The organism is Marinomonas sp. NPDC078689 (assembly GCF_044542435.1).
Classification (GTDB): Bacteria; Pseudomonadota; Gammaproteobacteria; order Pseudomonadales; family Marinomonadaceae; genus Marinomonas; species Marinomonas arenicola.
Genome location: NZ_JBITUJ010000008.1, coordinates 70,793 through 86,773 on the forward strand (window position 1 = coordinate 70,793; position 15,981 = coordinate 86,773).

At 46.0% G+C, this 15,981-nt stretch carries 17 protein-coding genes; all 17 read right to left on the reverse strand.

Translation table 11 applies throughout. The features are described from left to right. Positions 1–54: 54 nt before the first annotated feature. Positions 55–903, reverse strand: coding sequence for an OmpA family protein (locus ACIGBN_RS13505; RefSeq protein WP_396666019.1), 849 nt, complete (start codon positions 901–903; stop codon positions 55–57). Further along, a complete protein-coding gene (locus ACIGBN_RS13510) occupies positions 896–1,633 on the reverse strand; it encodes a flagellar motor protein (protein ID WP_133004152.1) in 738 nt (245 codons plus the stop codon). The genes ACIGBN_RS13505 and ACIGBN_RS13510 overlap by 8 nt, the downstream gene beginning before the upstream one ends. Continuing rightward, positions 1,633–2,697 (reverse strand): chemotaxis response regulator protein-glutamate methylesterase, encoded by a 1,065-nt coding sequence (locus ACIGBN_RS13515; RefSeq protein WP_133004153.1) that lies wholly within the window; start codon positions 2,695–2,697, stop codon positions 1,633–1,635. Before ACIGBN_RS13515 ends, ACIGBN_RS13510 begins: the two co-directional genes overlap by 1 nt. 29 nt (positions 2,698–2,726) lie before the next feature. Beyond that, on the reverse strand, positions 2,727–4,976 hold the full coding sequence (locus tag ACIGBN_RS13520; RefSeq protein ID WP_396666021.1) for a chemotaxis protein CheW: 2,250 nt from the start codon (positions 4,974–4,976) through the stop codon (positions 2,727–2,729). A gap of 12 nt (positions 4,977–4,988) precedes the next feature. After that, positions 4,989–5,777, reverse strand: a complete 789-nt coding sequence (locus tag ACIGBN_RS13525; protein ID WP_133004155.1) for a protein phosphatase CheZ — start codon at positions 5,775–5,777, stop codon at positions 4,989–4,991. A 9-nt stretch (positions 5,778–5,786) separates the two neighbouring features. Then, positions 5,787–6,179 carry a chemotaxis response regulator CheY gene (cheY, locus tag ACIGBN_RS13530; RefSeq protein WP_133004156.1) on the reverse strand — a complete coding sequence of 131 codons (393 nt, stop codon included), beginning with the start codon at positions 6,177–6,179 and terminating at the stop codon, positions 5,787–5,789. Positions 6,180–6,222: 43 nt separating this feature from the next. Continuing rightward, positions 6,223–6,960 carry an RNA polymerase sigma factor FliA gene (locus ACIGBN_RS13535; RefSeq protein WP_133004157.1) on the reverse strand — a complete coding sequence of 246 codons (738 nt, stop codon included), beginning with the start codon at positions 6,958–6,960 and terminating at the stop codon, positions 6,223–6,225. 101 nt (positions 6,961–7,061) lie between these two features. After that, positions 7,062–8,345 carry a flagellar biosynthesis protein FlhF gene (gene flhF, locus ACIGBN_RS13540; protein ID WP_133004158.1) on the reverse strand — a complete coding sequence of 428 codons (1,284 nt, stop codon included), beginning with the start codon at positions 8,343–8,345 and terminating at the stop codon, positions 7,062–7,064. A 99-nt stretch (positions 8,346–8,444) separates the two neighbouring features. Continuing rightward, positions 8,445–10,565, reverse strand: coding sequence for a flagellar biosynthesis protein FlhA (gene flhA, locus ACIGBN_RS13545; RefSeq protein WP_396666024.1), 2,121 nt, complete (start codon positions 10,563–10,565; stop codon positions 8,445–8,447). 39 nt (positions 10,566–10,604) lie between these two features. Next, on the reverse strand, positions 10,605–11,741 hold the full coding sequence (flhB, locus tag ACIGBN_RS13550; protein ID WP_396666026.1) for a flagellar biosynthesis protein FlhB: 1,137 nt from the start codon (positions 11,739–11,741) through the stop codon (positions 10,605–10,607). Further along, positions 11,734–12,516: a flagellar biosynthetic protein FliR gene (gene fliR / locus ACIGBN_RS13555; RefSeq protein WP_133004160.1), complete on the reverse strand. Its 783-nt coding sequence runs from the start codon at positions 12,514–12,516 to the stop codon at positions 11,734–11,736. The genes flhB and fliR overlap by 8 nt, the downstream gene beginning before the upstream one ends. Beyond that, entirely contained in the window at positions 12,516–12,785 is a 270-nt protein-coding gene (fliQ, locus tag ACIGBN_RS13560; protein ID WP_133004161.1) for a flagellar biosynthesis protein FliQ, read from the reverse strand. The genes fliR and fliQ overlap by 1 nt, the downstream gene beginning before the upstream one ends. A 2-nt stretch (positions 12,786–12,787) precedes the next feature. After that, on the reverse strand, positions 12,788–13,525 hold the full coding sequence (gene fliP, locus ACIGBN_RS13565; protein WP_396666028.1) for a flagellar type III secretion system pore protein FliP: 738 nt from the start codon (positions 13,523–13,525) through the stop codon (positions 12,788–12,790). Then, positions 13,522–13,947 (reverse strand): flagellar biosynthetic protein FliO, encoded by a 426-nt coding sequence (gene fliO, locus ACIGBN_RS13570; protein ID WP_341565128.1) that lies wholly within the window; start codon positions 13,945–13,947, stop codon positions 13,522–13,524. Before fliO ends, fliP begins: the two co-directional genes overlap by 4 nt. A 5-nt stretch (positions 13,948–13,952) precedes the next feature. Further along, on the reverse strand, positions 13,953–14,414 hold the full coding sequence (fliN, locus tag ACIGBN_RS13575) for a flagellar motor switch protein FliN (protein ID WP_133004163.1): 462 nt from the start codon (positions 14,412–14,414) through the stop codon (positions 13,953–13,955). A gap of 1 nt (position 14,415) precedes the next feature. After that, positions 14,416–15,393: a flagellar motor switch protein FliM gene (fliM, locus tag ACIGBN_RS13580; protein WP_133004164.1), complete on the reverse strand. Its 978-nt coding sequence runs from the start codon at positions 15,391–15,393 to the stop codon at positions 14,416–14,418. Between the two features lie 5 nt (positions 15,394–15,398). Then, on the reverse strand, positions 15,399–15,917 hold the full coding sequence (locus tag ACIGBN_RS13585; RefSeq protein WP_396666031.1) for a flagellar basal body-associated FliL family protein: 519 nt from the start codon (positions 15,915–15,917) through the stop codon (positions 15,399–15,401). Positions 15,918–15,981 lie beyond the last annotated feature (64 nt).

Here is a 15,981-nt window from a genome sequence, read left to right on the forward strand (position 1 = left end):
ATCCTATGCTGTTATTTTGCTTACTATTTCATTGCAATCATATACAGTAAGTGACTACTTAAACAAGTAATCATATAGATTTGCCGCCTGCGTTTTACTAATCCTAAGTACGACGCGTCGATTTTGCTGACGCGCAGCATCACTGCTATTGCGCACCTTCGGATGCTCACTAGAGAAACCAATCGGCGCAATAAGTTTAGGGTCAACGCCTCGATAAACAAGCTCCTCTACCACCGAAGACGCTCTTAAGCTGGACAAATGCCAATTTGAGATAAGACGCTGCGATGTGACGGGAAGATTATCGGTATTACCATCCACTAAAATAGGGGCTGGGTAGCTTTTTAAAATATTACTAATGACGATCAATAACGCCACCGCTTCATTCGTCAGCTGATACTCACCTTCCCCAAATAACAGGGCGGATTTCAACTCCAAATTAACCCATTGCGGTGACTCTGTGATGGAGACTTGCCCTGACTGCTGCAACGATTGAAAGTCGCTGCTGATGACGCGATCTAATACATCATAGATTGTTGGCTGAGGGACACCGCTCTCTGGAATTGGATCTGGGGCTTTTACTTCCATATTAGGAGGATTAGAAGGTATCGGCTGCGCATCCACGGCATCTTGATCTTTGGGCTCACCAATAATCGGCTGACCAATATTGATTGGCTTAACGGACTTTTGCACCGCATCAAAGACCCCATTGAGCGTCTCTGTCAGGCGTCGATCATTGCCCTGTGTTTTTAGAGAAATTGAATATAAGGCAACGAAGAAAGCAAACAGCAAGGTGATAAAGTCAGCGTACGAAAGAATCCAGCGGTCTCTTCCTTGCGCGCCATCAGAAGCGCTGCTTCTGCGCACTCGCCGACGACGTGAGGAATGAGCCCCTTCATCACTCATAACTATTCAACTCTATGTCTAAACGTTGTGGGTGTTTGCCTGTTGCTATGCCATGCACACCATCAATAATTAACTGATGGTAAAGCAGCTCTTGATCGACATAAGAAGACAATTTTTTAGAGATAGGAAAAATAACTAGGTTAGCAAACCCTTGTCCGTATAGCGTTGACACAAACGCCACCGCAATACCATGGCCGAGCGCAGACGGGCTGTCTAAATTCGCCATTGCCTGAATCAGACCCAGTACCGATCCCATAATACCTAAGGTCGGCGCATACCCGCCGATCGATTCTAAAAAGCGGACACTTGCCATGCGTTTATCATGAATCCGGTTCGCTTCATCGTGCAAGCGATCGGCTAATAATTCAGGGTCAGTGCCATCAATTGCCATCTGCAAAGCACGGGCAGCAAAAGGGTTCGGAAAGGAGGCTATGTCAGACTCTAAGGAAAATAAAGAAGTACGGCGGGCTTTTTGCGCCAGCTCAATAAGGTAAGCTCTGGCAAACGAAAAGTCGTAAACAGGTGGAAACAGACTCCACTTAGCAAGATAAAAGGCGCGCAGAGCATCTTGAATACTACTCTGCATTAAGGTGGCGCCAACACTTCCAACAATGACAATAATAGCGGAAGGCAGGTTAAGAAGAAGAACAACTTCCCCTCCACCTAACCAATTCGCTAGAAAAACCGAGCTAAAAGCGAGTAACAGTCCTGCTAAGGTGACAAAATCCACTAAGAAACCTCACGAGCAATTCGTTCACCAATATGATTAAGGTCTATGATGTCATCCGCAAGGTTCGCCTTCTCAACCGCCATCGGCATACCATAAATAACACACGACGCTTCACTTTGAACCCAAACGGTCGACCCAGAGCTTTTCAGCATGCGAGCCCCTTCTCGACCGTCTACCCCCATCCCCGTCATAATCACGGAAAGGACTTTTCCCGGATAACATTTTGAGGCAGAGCCAAATGTTACATCCACGGAGGGTTTATAATTAAGTCGCTCATCGCCTTCTAGTATTCGCACACAACCACCGTTGCGTGGGTCAACCATCATTTGCTTTCCACCTGGCGCCAGTAACGCCACACCAGGCAAAAGACGATCGCCATCTTTTGCTTCTTTCACTGTGATCTGACAGATGTTATTGAGCCGTTCAGCAAACGCGCCGGTAAACGCGGCAGGCATATGCTGTACCACCACCAATGGCGCTGAAAAATCCTTGGGCAATTTGCTCAACACCATCTGCAAGGCCATAGGACCGCCCGTTGACGTACCAATTGCCACTAGACTTACTCGTTTGCGTGCGCGAGGAATAATCACCCCACGATCGGTCACAATCGGCTTCGGAGCCACTCTAGGTTCTAGACTACGAACCGGCGCTCTCGTGCCGGCAAGTCGAGTACGAGCAACCGCCAATACCCTTTCAACCAAAGTCCGTTTTACCACCGCAGAATCCCGAGAAATGTCCTCGAAATTCTTTGGCATAAAATCAACCGCCCCGGCTTCTAATGCATCCAATGTCACCTTCGCACCTTCGTGCGTCAATGATGAAAACATGAGAACCGGTGTCGGCTTCAACTTCATGATATTCGTCACCGCTGAAATGCCATCCAAAATCGGCATTTCATAATCCATGGTAACAACATCAGGCGACAAAGATTGCACTTTGTCTACCGCTTCACGACCATTATTGGCGGTTCCAACAACCGTCAGCCTAGGATCGGCCTCAAAAATCTCAACGAGACGACGTCGAAAAAAACCTGAATCGTCTACGACCAGAACCTTAACCGGCATAACGCGCTACCCCTAAATAAAAATCTTATCTACCTTGATGCATAGCTTTTGATCATGCTCGGCACATCGAGAATTAATGCAATACGACCATCACCTGTAATTGTCGCTCCCGCTATGCCTACCGTGCCTTGTAGCATTTTGCCCAGTGGCTTAATAACCACTTCTTCTTGGCCGACTAGCTGATCCACAACAAAGCCAACTTCACTGGTGCCAACTTGAACCACCACCACATGGGCTTCTTTTGGCTCTGTTTGCTTGCCTTCGCCTTTTATCAGCCAACTTTTCAGGTGGAAAATCGGCAGGGTTTTCCCCCTAATAACCACCACTTGCTGACCGTCAACCACATTGGTTTTCTGTAGATCTAAGTGGAATATTTCATTCACACTCACCAATGGGAAAGCGAACGCTTGATCCGATAAAGTCACCATCAAGGTGGGCATAATCGCCAGCGTTAGAGGCACTTTAATAATAAAGCGTGACCCTTGCCCTAACACAGACTGAATGTGTAGGGTGCCGTTCAATTGAGAAATTTTCGTTTTAACAACGTCCATTCCCACACCACGTCCTGACACATCCGTGATTTCAGTTTTTGTCGAGAAACCAGGCGCAAAAATCAGATTAAAGGCTTCGTCATCCGACAAACGCTCTGCCGCGTCCATGTCCATCAAGCCTTTTTCAACGGCTTTACGACGCAGTACATCAGGGTCCATACCCGCGCCATCATCATCGATGGACAAGAGTATATGATCGCCTTCTTGCTCTGCAGAAAGCACCACATGACCAACTCGAGGCTTACCATTGGCTTCACGAACATCCGGCACTTCGACACCATGGTCAACCGAGTTTCGGACCAAATGCACCAATGGATCAGCAAGGGCTTCTACTAGGTTTTTATCTAAATCTGTCTCTTCGCCACGCAGCTCAAGATTGACTTCTTTCTTCAAGTTTCGAGCCAGATCTCGAACCACTCGAGGGAACTTGCCAAAGACTTTCTTGATCGGCTGCATTCGCGTCTTCATGACCGCGTTCTGCAAATCGCCTGTCACTACATCCAGGTTAGCCACCGCTTTGCCCATAGACTCGTCTTCGCTTTGTAGGCCTAAACGTACCAAGCGATTTCGAACTAAGACAAGCTCGCCAACCATGTTCATAATGTCATCAAGTCGCTTCGTATCTACACGAACCGTCGCTTCTTGCGTCACCGGAGAATTGCTCGATTTTTCTTTCACCGGCTCCGTGCGTTTTTTCTCAACCGCTGGCTTAGCAGCAGGTTTCGGGGCTGACGCTTTTTCCGCTTTCTTCTGAGGCGCTTCCGCTTTAGTTTCAGCGGCATTCGCCTCAGCGGTTGCCTTCGGCGCCTGGCCTTTACCGTGCAAACTGTCTAATAAAGATTCAAATTCATCTTCTGTTATCAAGTCGCCTTCGGTCGAAACAGACGCTTTTTCCTCTGCCGCTTTATCTGAAGATGGGGCTTCTTTCGCCTCTTCAACCTGCCCTGGTGCATTACTACCATGGAGTTGATCAAGCAGTTTCTCAAATTCATCTTCTGTTATTTCATCGGCACCAGACGACTCAGCAATCGGCTCAGCCGGCTTTGACTCTTCGGCAGAAATACCCGGTGCACTTGAACCATGAAGTTGATCAAGCAAGGCATCGAATTCGTCTTCGGTAATATCATCTGAACCTGTTACCTCGCCGGACGGTATGGATTCTGCATTGCTAGAATCGCCTCCCCCTAAAGCATCGAGTAAAGATTCGAACTCGTCGTCAGAAATATCATTGTGCTCAACGGCATCGCCTTGCTCTGAAGCATCACTCAACACAGAAGACCCTTCCTCTGCACTGTCGTTCACCTCAGGCGCTTCGTCTGCCGCCATTTCCGCTTCGCTTGGTGGCACAGCATACGCACTTAATGCACTGATTAAGTCAGGATCTGCACGTTCAGGTTCACCACCTGCCCGTACGGTATCAAACATTTCGTTTACAGCATCTAACGCCTGTAATACGACATCCATTAACTCTGAATCAATTTTACGCTGACCATTGCGCAAGATATCAAACACACTTTCCGCGTAATGACAGCAATCTACTAAAGCGGTTAACTGGAGAAAACCCGCGCCGCCTTTGACGGTGTGAAAACCACGAAAAATAGCATTAAGTAGCTGTTTATCATCTGGGTTTTGCTCTAGATCTACTAATTGTTCGGAAAGCTGTTCAAGCAGTTCGCCAGCTTCTACCAAAAAATCCTGCAGAATTTCTTCATCGACCTCGAAACTCATCCTCAGCTCCTTTTAGAAACCAAGACTTGATAGCAAGTCGTCTACTTCGTCTTGACTATTTAGTACTTCAGGGTTGTTTTGTTTATTAATAGCTGGGCCATGTCCACGAGTGTCATCGTGTTCTGCCTCTTTCTCTTCGTATTGAATCCCGGAGATACTATCAACGCGTCCTGCAACAGCAACAAGATGAACAAGGCGTTCTTCTACATCTCGAATTAAATCATTCACTCTAGCAATAACCTGACCCGTAAGATCTTGGTAGCCTTGCTCTAAGAGAATGGTGTTGAGGTTGGAGTGTAAAGCGGTGGCACTGTTATCCGCATATTGTAAAAAGACATCAATACGCTTGTATAACTCACGAAATTCTTGCGGCGTGAGATCACGTTGAATCAATCGGCCCCAATCCTTTCGTAATTCTTTTGCTTGAGCCTGCAATTCACTGGCAACAGGCATACTGCTATCTACCATATCCATGGTTTTGTTAGCAGCAGAACTCGTTAGTTCAATGACATAATTTAGGCGATCAGACGCATCCGTGATCTTGGTTCCAGAATCACTGGCTTTATCGCCTACGACTAAATCCATTGAATCGATTTGAAAATCTCGAATAGCATCATGGAGGCTGCGTGTTAATGTGCCCACCTCTTTATAAAAGCTACTGTGCCGAGCGTCACTCAGTTCCTGTATTATCTTAATAGCGCCACTAAAATCACCTGTCTCCAAATGATTTAATAAATCAACAGCACCATCTCTAACTAAGTTTTCAAAATCTCCTAGTTCAGATCCAGATTGCTTTGACATCAACAGTCCTTATTTAGCCGCATCGATTCGTTCGAATATTTTCTCAATTTTTTCTTTGAGAGCTACCGCAGTAAAAGGCTTAACAACATAGCCATTTACACCAGCTTGTGCCGCTGCAATAATCTGGTCACGTTTCGCTTCCGCCGTTACCATAAGAACGGGGATGCTTTTTAATTTCTCATCCGCTCGAACAGCACGAAGCAACTCGATTCCAGTCATCCCTGGCATATTCCAATCGGTCACAAGAAAGTCCACTGTGCCTGCTTGAAGAATCGGCAACGCTGTTGTTCCATCATCCGCTTCAACTGTATTGGTAAACCCCAAATCCCGCAGTAAGTTTTTGATGATACGTCTCATTGTCGAGAAATCATCAACAATCAGGATCTTCATGTTTTTATCCAATGCACCCTCCACACTCTAACGTTAGTCTTTCAAAACACATAATTTAGTCCTGCCAGTCACTTAATCGAGCCTTTAACCGCATCGCGGCTTGGCTGTGTATTTGACTGACTCTAGATTCACTGACACCTAACACCGCGCCAATTTCTTTTAAATTTAACTCTTCATTGTAGTAAAGAGATAATACAAGTTTTTCTCTTTCTGGGAGTAAGTCGATCTCTTTCGCCAACTGCCCCTGAAAGCCACTCTCTTCTGTCATGGCATAGGGCGTACTATTAACGTCCGATGACATGCCATCCAAGACACCACTGTCACTTTCAATGATTTCTTCATAGCTGAATAGCTGAGTGGTCATTGATGAATGAATAATGTCATGATATTCATCAATGCTAATGGCCATGTGAGCCGCTACTTCCATATCGGTTACATCACGGCCAACTTTAGATTCTAACTCATGTATCGCTGCCGATACGGCACGACCATTTCGTCTGACGGAGCGAGGAGCCCAATCTGCTTTGCGAATCTCATCCATAATGGAACCACGAATGCGAATTCCAGCATAGGTTTCAAAACTAGCGCCTTTGTTTGATTCAAACCGTTTATAGGCTTCAATCAACCCCATCATTCCCGCTTGTGTTAAATCATTTACATCAACACTGTTTGGCAAGCGAGCCAACAGATGATACGCAATTTTTTTAACTAAATAACCATACTGGTCAACAATAGCATCAACTGACAAGGTCGCTTTTTTAGCGTATGTGTTATATCCGTTTTTGGTTTGCATAAGTTATAGCGTAAACAACCTTTAACTATTTGAATCCAATGCACATAATAACTGTACTACAGACTTTGGCTCGGGGCTTGACCTAATCAAGCACCATATTACTAACTGCCATATCTTAATGCACCGTAAAGTTGACTATAATGCTCTGCCGTATATACCGCTCGACTAATTAAATTGTGGGCCCGTGCAGGCTCAATATCATCTGGAATGCGTTGACCGTCAGCGATATAAACAACCGGTAACCCTTCCTCTACCACCACACTAATCGCTTCGCCTAGCGAGGCAGACTCATCAAGTTTACTCAATACACAGCCATCTAACTGCACTTGAGAATACACATCGATGACGGTTTTCAATACTTGTCGTTGGCTAGTACAAGGCAATACAAGCAATTTCTTTAATCCGACACGCGCCCGTTTCATCATTAACAACTGACGTTCTAGGTTAGAATCCCGAGGATTCATCCCTGCCGTATCAACCAGCACCAATGAATAATCTGAGTACTTTGCCAGCACTTCGTTTAAATCAGAATACTCATTAACAACTTCAACTGGGACATTGAGTATACGACCAAATGTCCGAAGTTGCTCATGGGCGGCAATTCGATAGGTATCTGTGGTTACTAAAACCACACTTCCCGAGCCGTGCTTCAATACATGTTGGGCGGCAATTTTACCAATTGACGTGGTCTTGCCCACACCCGTCGGGCCCATAAAAGCAATACAACCCTGTAATTCATTATTATTAGAACGAATAGGAATGTAATCCGCTAGATGAGCTAATAATCGATTCCAGTCGTCTTCTCGCCCTTTTAAATCAATATCGTCTAAAAGGCGCGATATCACAGTGTCAGATAACCCCAAGCGCTTTAGTTTCTCTCTCGCTTGAGCTTCAATCGGATTCACTTTCGAGTTAGCGGCGGTCTGTTGCTCCAACATATCTCGAACGTGTTGCAGCTCCAGTTCCATTTCATGAATCTGACGCGCGTTGTCCCGGTTTTTTAGCGACAGCGCCTCTTCCACTAACGGATCTTCTTGATCCTCTTGCAATGGTGGCAAATCAAAAGAAGCGGCCTGCGGTTCTGGTGCGCTAGGCTGAGCTGGCGAATACTGCTTTGCTCGCTCTATACGTTCAAAATATTCTGCACTCGGGTCTTGATTCTGCTCAGGTCGCTTCGCTTGGGCAGAACGAGGAGAAGGTGTTGACGCTTTCTTTTCGGCCATACTAGAAGGCAAAGAGCCGTCATAATCCAATGCTGCAACAATCTCTATTTCCCCTGTCGCTAGGCGTTGGTTCGACAAAATGACCGCGTCAGGGCCCACAGCATCACGGACTTTCCGTATTGCTTGGCGCATGTCGGGTGCTCGAAACCGCCTAATTTGCATGAATACTACAATCCTTCTAGTTTATTTTTCTTACAAATCCATAGCTTACCCGAAAGGTTTTGATAAATATAGATAGTAAATCATTACAATCAATACAGACTATTGACCTATCACACCGACCACAGTGATTCTTTTGTGATCAGGCACTTCCTGATAAGACAATACTGACATATTTACCATTCCATAGCGCATAAAGCGCGCCAACATAGGTCGTATTGGTGCAGACACAATCAAGATAGGCGTATTGCCCATTGCTTCTTGCTGTTCGGCAGATTCTTTCAAAGAGCTTTGCAATTGTTCTGCCATTTTTGGCTCTAAAATCAAGGCTTCTTCATTCTTAATGCCAGATTGCTGACTCTGTTGCACTGTTTGCATGAGCATCTTCTCTAATTGAGGGTCCAGCGTCAGCACCGGAATCTCTTCTACGCCATCTGCCAATGTCTGAATAATCATTCGAGAAAGCGCTGTACGCACGGCCGCCGTGAGCACCATAGGGTCCTGAGTTTTCGGCTGAACCCCCATAATGGCCTCAGCAATGGTGCGCATATCTCGCAATGGCACACCTTCGATCAATAGGTTCTGCAATACTTTTAGAAGCACACTTAAAGGAACCGTATTTGGCACCAATTCTTCCGCTAACTTAGGATTGTATTGCTTCAGCAAGCTGAGCAATTGCTGAACTTCATCATGACCAATCAATTCATACGCGTGTTTGTGCATAATTTGATTGAGATGGGTTGCCACCACAGTACTCACGTCCACCACGGTATAACCGTAAGTTTGTGCTTGGTCACGTTTTTTCGGGTCAATCCACACCGCATCCAACCCAAACGAAGGGTCTTTACCGGCAATGCCGTCAATAGAGCCAAACACCTGACCTGGGTCGATCGCCAAATCTTTATCTGGGTGCACTTCGGCTTCTGCCAAACTCACCCCCATCAAGGTCACACGATAGGCATTAGGCATCAAATCTAAATTATCGCGAATATGAACACTTGGCACCAAAAAGCCAAGGTCTTGGGACAGCTTACGACGCACCCCTTTAATTCGGGCCAGCAATTCACCACCTTGCGACTTATCAACCAGTGGAATCAGCCGATAACCAACTTCCAGCCCCAACATATCCACTGGCGCCACATCATCCCAACTCAAGTCCTTAGACTCAGAAGAAGGTGCCACATCGGAAGAGCTCGACTTACTCGGCCCTTTCACGCCAGCCAAGGCTTTTTGTTTCTTGCGATACTCTAAATAATACGCAAACCCACCCAATGAAAAGGCCAGTGAAAGGAACGAAAAGTGCGGCATTCCAGGCACAATCCCCATGATGGTCAATACCGCCGCGGCCACATACAAAGCCTTTGGCGAACCGAACATCTGAGTGAATACTTGCGTGCCCATGTCACCCGACTCATTCACTCGAGTTACCATAATGGCCGCCGCGGTAGACAGCATCAAAGAAGGCAACTGCGCCACCAAGCCATCACCAATGGTTAACAATGAGTAGCGTTGGATTGCTTCAACAAATGTCAAATCATGCTGCGCCATACCAATCGCCAAACCACCAATAATGTTGATGCCTAAGATTAGCAGACCCGCAACCGCATCCCCTTTCACAAACTTTGAGGCACCGTCCATAGAACCGTAAAATTCGGCTTCAGAGGCAATTTCTGACCGGCGTATTTTGGCTTGATCCGCGTCAATCATGCCAGCGTTCAAATCGGCATCGATCGCCATCTGCTTACCTGGCATCGCATCCAAGGTAAAACGCGCGCTTACTTCAGAGATTCGTCCAGCACCTTTGGTCACCACCGCAAAGTTGATGATCATCAAGATGGCGAAAACCACGAAGCCCACAACATAGTTGCCACCAATAACCACTTCACCAAAGGCTTGAATAACCTTACCTGCGGCATCCGGGCCTTCGTGACCATGAAGCAAAACCACTCGAGTAGAGGCCACGTTTAGCGCCAACCTCATTAGTGTGGAAACCAGTAGTACCGTAGGGAAAACGGCAAAATCGAGAGGACGTAAAGAATAAATAGCCACAAGAAGAACAACGATGGCCAAGGCAATGTTGAACGTAAACAGCACATCCAACAGAAAAGCGGGAACCGGCAATATCATCATTGCCAAAAGAGACAGTAGTAAAATCGGGATCCCTAAATTCCCAGCGACCGCTCCTTTAAACTGCCCTGTCATTTTTTGACGGTCAAAAATCACACACACATCCCACTAAAATTAAACACTCATTTGAAACGGCTACTTGCCGTCCCATTGAAATTCGTCTGGTACTTCTAAACTCGGCATTACATCTGGACGAGGCGCGCCATTTCGCGCATTGCGTAACTGATAAACATACGCTAATAATTGAGCAACGGCTTTAAATAACCCCTGAGGAATTTCTTCGCCGATTTCTGTATGGTGAAAAATAGCTCGAGTTAAGGTGGGCGATTGTATCACAGGGATATCATAGTGATTGCCTACTTCTCGTATTTTCAAAGCAATGAAGTCACTGCCTTTGGCCAGCATAACTGGGGCCTTACCACCATTTTGATCATACTGTAACGCCACTGAGAAATGGGTTGGGTTAGTGATAATAACATCCGCTTGAGGCACATCTGACATCATGCGGTTCATCGCGGCCTGACGCTGCAATTGACGAATCCGCCCCCTTACTTGCGGGTCACCCTCTTGCTGTTTGAATTCGTCTTTGACTTCTTGCTTGGTCATTTTGAGCTTTTGTTTGTGTGACCATATCTGAAACGGCACATCAATAGCAGCAATAAAAACCAACGCCAACGCCACAAACACAAACGACCAAATAACCATGCTGGCGCCATGAGCAATCGCCATTTGCACCGATTGGAACGTCAGCCCTAAGGCTTCGTCAAGAAAGTGCGTAATGACAATGGCGGCAACGCCACCCACCAAGGTCACCTTTGCAATCGACTTCAACAACTCCACTAGCGATTGCACAGAAAACATGCGCTTTAATCCCGAAATGGGATTCATCTTGCTCAACTTGGGTAACAACGGCTCCCAAGAAAAATTCAACCCACCAAGGCAAATACTGCCAACTATGCCTGCGGCGGCCAAAATCGCCATCATCACGAACATCGAATCCATCACAGACACAATGGAGCTGTAAAGATGAAAGACCATCCTGCCATATTGAAAGACATCGGCTCGCTCGATCACAAAATTAAAGCCAAACACCGACTCAAGGTCTTTTGTTAGCATGGTGCCGGTACCGTAAATCGTCACCGCGGCGACAACTAACAGCAGTGCTGCACTCAGATCTTTAGAGCGAGGTAAATTACCTTTCTTTCGAGCGTCTTCGAGTTTCTTACTACTGGCACTCTCCGTCTTTTCACTGCCGTCTTCGTTCTCAGCCATGCAAACGAATCCCCCACACGTCTTTCATCCAGCTTGTTATTTCGTGGAAAAACAAGCGATAAATATCCAAAAAGTCTTTTAGCATTATCCAGAAAAAGAACAAAGAGAACAGCATTATGATAGGAAAGCCCAACGCAAAAATATTGAGTTGAGGCGAGGCTTTCGCAACCACGCCAAAAGCAAAGTTCATCACCAGAACCGCAATCGCTAACGGCATCACTACCAACAATGCTTTTTCAAACATCCAGCCCCCCAGTAACACCAGCTGCCAATAATGTTGGCTATCGAAGCCGCCACCGATCGGCCAGTATTGAAAACTCTCAGCCAAATACTCAATCATCACCAAGTGACCATCGGTTCCAAGGAACGCCAGCGCCACCATGGACACATAGTACTGCCCCATGGTGGCGACGGATACACCATTGGCTGGGTCATTCGACATAGCAAAACCAAGGCCTGCCTTCATTGCCGCCAATTGCCCCGCAAGAGAAAACACTTGGAACAAAATAGTAATAACAAACCCTAGAGCAAAACCAATCACCAATTGCTCAGCAATTAAAACGATAAAAGCCGGAGAAATAGGATCGTAAGCGGGCACATGAATAACAGGGGTGACGATAATGGCAATCAAAAAGGCAAAGGCGACGCGCACTTTCGCATTCACCAAACGACTACCAAACAACGGCAACGCCATAAGAAATGCGCCTATGCGAAAAAAAGGCAGCAAAAAACTGATAGTAAGGTTCAATAGTTGATCAGGGTTAAGATCAAGCATCAGCCGATTATCATTGGAATATTAATAAACAGGTTGGTCGTGAAGTCCGTTAACTTGGTTAAAATCCAAGGCCCCAACTGCATGATAACCAAAATAGTAACAATGAGTCGCGGCAAGAAAGACAATGTCTGCTCGTTGATTTGTGTGGCGGCTTGAAAAATACTCACCAACAACCCGACCAACAAACTTGGCACCATGACGGCTCCTACAATCACCACTATCAAATAAAAACCCTGACCATAAAGATCTAAAACAACTTGAGGATCCATGGCTACATCCCAAAACTGGCGGCTAGGGTTCCCATAATCATAGACCAGCCATCTACCATTACAAAGAGCATGATTTTAAACGGCAAAGAGATAATAACCGGAGATAACATCATCATCCCCATCGCCATCAAAACACTCGCCACAACCATATCCACAATCAAGAAAGGGATAAAAATCATAAAGCCAATTTGAAACGCCGTTTTCAGCTCACTGGTCACAAACGCTGGCATCAAAATAGTAAACGGTAAGGTTTCTAATGATTGAATCTTTCCCTCTTTGCCGGCCAACTTCACAAACAACGCAATGTCATCTTCACGAGTTTGCGCCAGCATAAAGTCACGCATAGGCGTTGCCGCCGCTTCGACCGCTTGAATCGACGTCATCTGCTCCTTCAAGTACGGCTGAAGCGCCACTTCATTCACCTTATCTAGGGTTGGCGTCATAATAAATAAGGTCAGAAACAACGCCATACCCACCATGATTTGGTTCGATGGTGTTTGCTGTAAACCTATTGCCTGACGCAAAATAGCCAACACTACAATAATTCGGGTAAAAGCAGTCATCATCATCAATGCAGCTGGCAGCAATGTCAGCGCAGTCATGATAAAGAGAATCTGCAAGGATACTGAATAATCCTGGCTACCGTCGGCGTTGGTCACCACTTTCACCGCAGGAAGCCCGACTTCAGCCCATGACAGAGTTGGAAACAACAATAGACAGAGCAGCGCTAAACGCATCATGATGCCGCTCCTTTATCTGCATCATCCAGATGAGAACTCGATTCCGCTTCAGTCATTACCTGCGCAAATGCCTTACCGTTGGTTGAAAAGCTTTTAAGGTGATTAATGGATTGAGAGGTCACTCCCAACAAGATTTTTTCGCCTTCCACTTCAATCAAGACAATTTTTTCCTTAGCGCCTAAGGATTGGCTACTAACCACTCGAATATCAGACTGCCCAAAACGCATTTGAGTGACTTGCAACTTTTTAACAAGCCACAAACAAGCGGGAATAAACACCACAATAAAAGCCAGAGATAACACGACTTTCCAAATAGAATAAGTGGTTGGCATTTCTTGAGGAACTGCGGCATGCACATAGGAAACAGCCATGCTAAGCATGGCTGTTATTAGGGTAACGCTTGTCTTTAAACAGGTTTTCACAAGGCTTACTTCAATCGTCTGATACGCTCATTAGGACTAACAACGTCTGTTAGGCGAATACCATATTTGTCGTTTACTACCACCACCTCACCATGGGCAATCAAGGTACCATTTACCAAGACATCCAATGGTTCACCAGCGAATCGATCCAACTCTACGACAGACCCCTGCGTCAGCTGCATGAGGTTACGTATGGCGATTTCCGTGTTGCCTAATTCCATTGATAAGGTAACGGGGATGTCCATAATAAGATCAAGATCTGACCCCACATCGGCACCCGAGCTTGATGGTGTAGAAAGCTCTTCCAGCTTAACCGGCTTTACATCTTGCTCGGACATGGCGGCTGCCCACTCATCATCAAGATTGTCCTCGGCGCCAGCATCGCCTGCTTCAGACATGGCCGCCGCCCACTCATCAGCGAGATCTTCGTCCATTCCTGCTGCATCTGGATTTTGTTCTTCTGCCATGTTATTTCGTTACCTTGTTAATTTTAAAGTCTTCAACCATCTGCACAGAATAGCGTTCATTGCTCACACCAAGCTTTCCTTTAAAAGTAGGAACGCTGTTGGCGCGCACTGTGACAAATTCTGGCATTTCTATAGGAATGATATCACCAGCCTTAAACTTCATCACCTCACGCAAAGATATTTTACGATTCGCCACGTTCACTTTAAGGTTCACATCGATGTCTTTCACATCTTGCTCTAGGGACCTTCCCCAACGGTCATCTTTTTCATCAACATCACTTTGTACCCCCGCATCCAGTAGCTCTCGAACGGGCTCAATCATAGAATACGGCAAGGTAATATGCAGTTCTCCACCACCACCATCCAGCTCAATATGGAAGGTAGACACCACCACAACTTCACTTGGGCTAACAATGTTTGCCATCGCCGGGTTTACTTCAGAGCTAATGTACTCCAACTCTAATTTTAATACCGGTGCCCATGCTTCAGTCAAATCAACAAAGACTTGCTCTAACATAAGCTGCACGATGCGTATCTCGGTAGGCGTAAACTCACGGCCTTCAATTTTGGCGTGACGGCCATCACCGCCAAAGAAGTTATCTACCAACTTGAACACCAACTTGGCATCCAAAATAAATAACGCGGTGCTCCTTAATGGTCGAAACTTCACCAAGTTCAGACTGGTTGGTACGTACAAGGTATGAACGTACTCTCCAAACTTCATGATTTGAAGCCCGCCAGACGACACGTCCGCGGTTCGTCTCAGCAGATTAAACAGACTAATTCGAGTATAGCGAGCAAAACGCTCGTTGATCATCTCCAAGGTAGGCATGCGCCCACGAACAATACGCTCTTGGCTCGTAATGTCGTAAGAAGCCACCCCATTGGCGTCTCTTATATCTTCCTCTTCAGGTGTTTCATCCGCGCCATGTAAAAGAGCGTCGATTTCATCCTGAGATAATAAGTCTTGCGCTGACATAATCGCTACTGCATCACAAAGTTAGTAAACAACACGCTATCAATACCACCTTTTCCGGTTTCTTGCTGAAGAATACCATTAATGGAATCTAATGCTGCCTTCTTTAAGGCGGCTTTACCATCCATTGTTTGTAAAGCATCAAATGACTGGCTCGATAGCAGCAGAACCAAGCTGTTTCGAATTAACGGCATGTGCACTTTTACCGCATCAATTTGCACCTGATCTCTGGACTTAATGGTCATATCGAGTTGCAGATAACGCTGCTTGCCATCCACCATGAAATCCACCACAAAGGGGGCATCTAGTTTAAGGTAGATAGAAGGCGCATTGACCATAGCGGCGTCTTCTGTGCTGACAGCATCACCAGAGGTTGCGTCATCAGAATCGCTGAACAAAAAGAAATACGCAGCAGCACCGCCACCACCTAACAAAACCAAGACAATAGCTAAGATGATAATGAGCTTTTTCTTACCGCCTTTTTTTTCAACCTCTGCCCCAACATCTAAACCATCTGCTTCAGCCATGATAAAACCTTTGTTATTGATTACTTGATAAAAGAAAGCGCATCACTAAGCTTCTTGCGCCAAT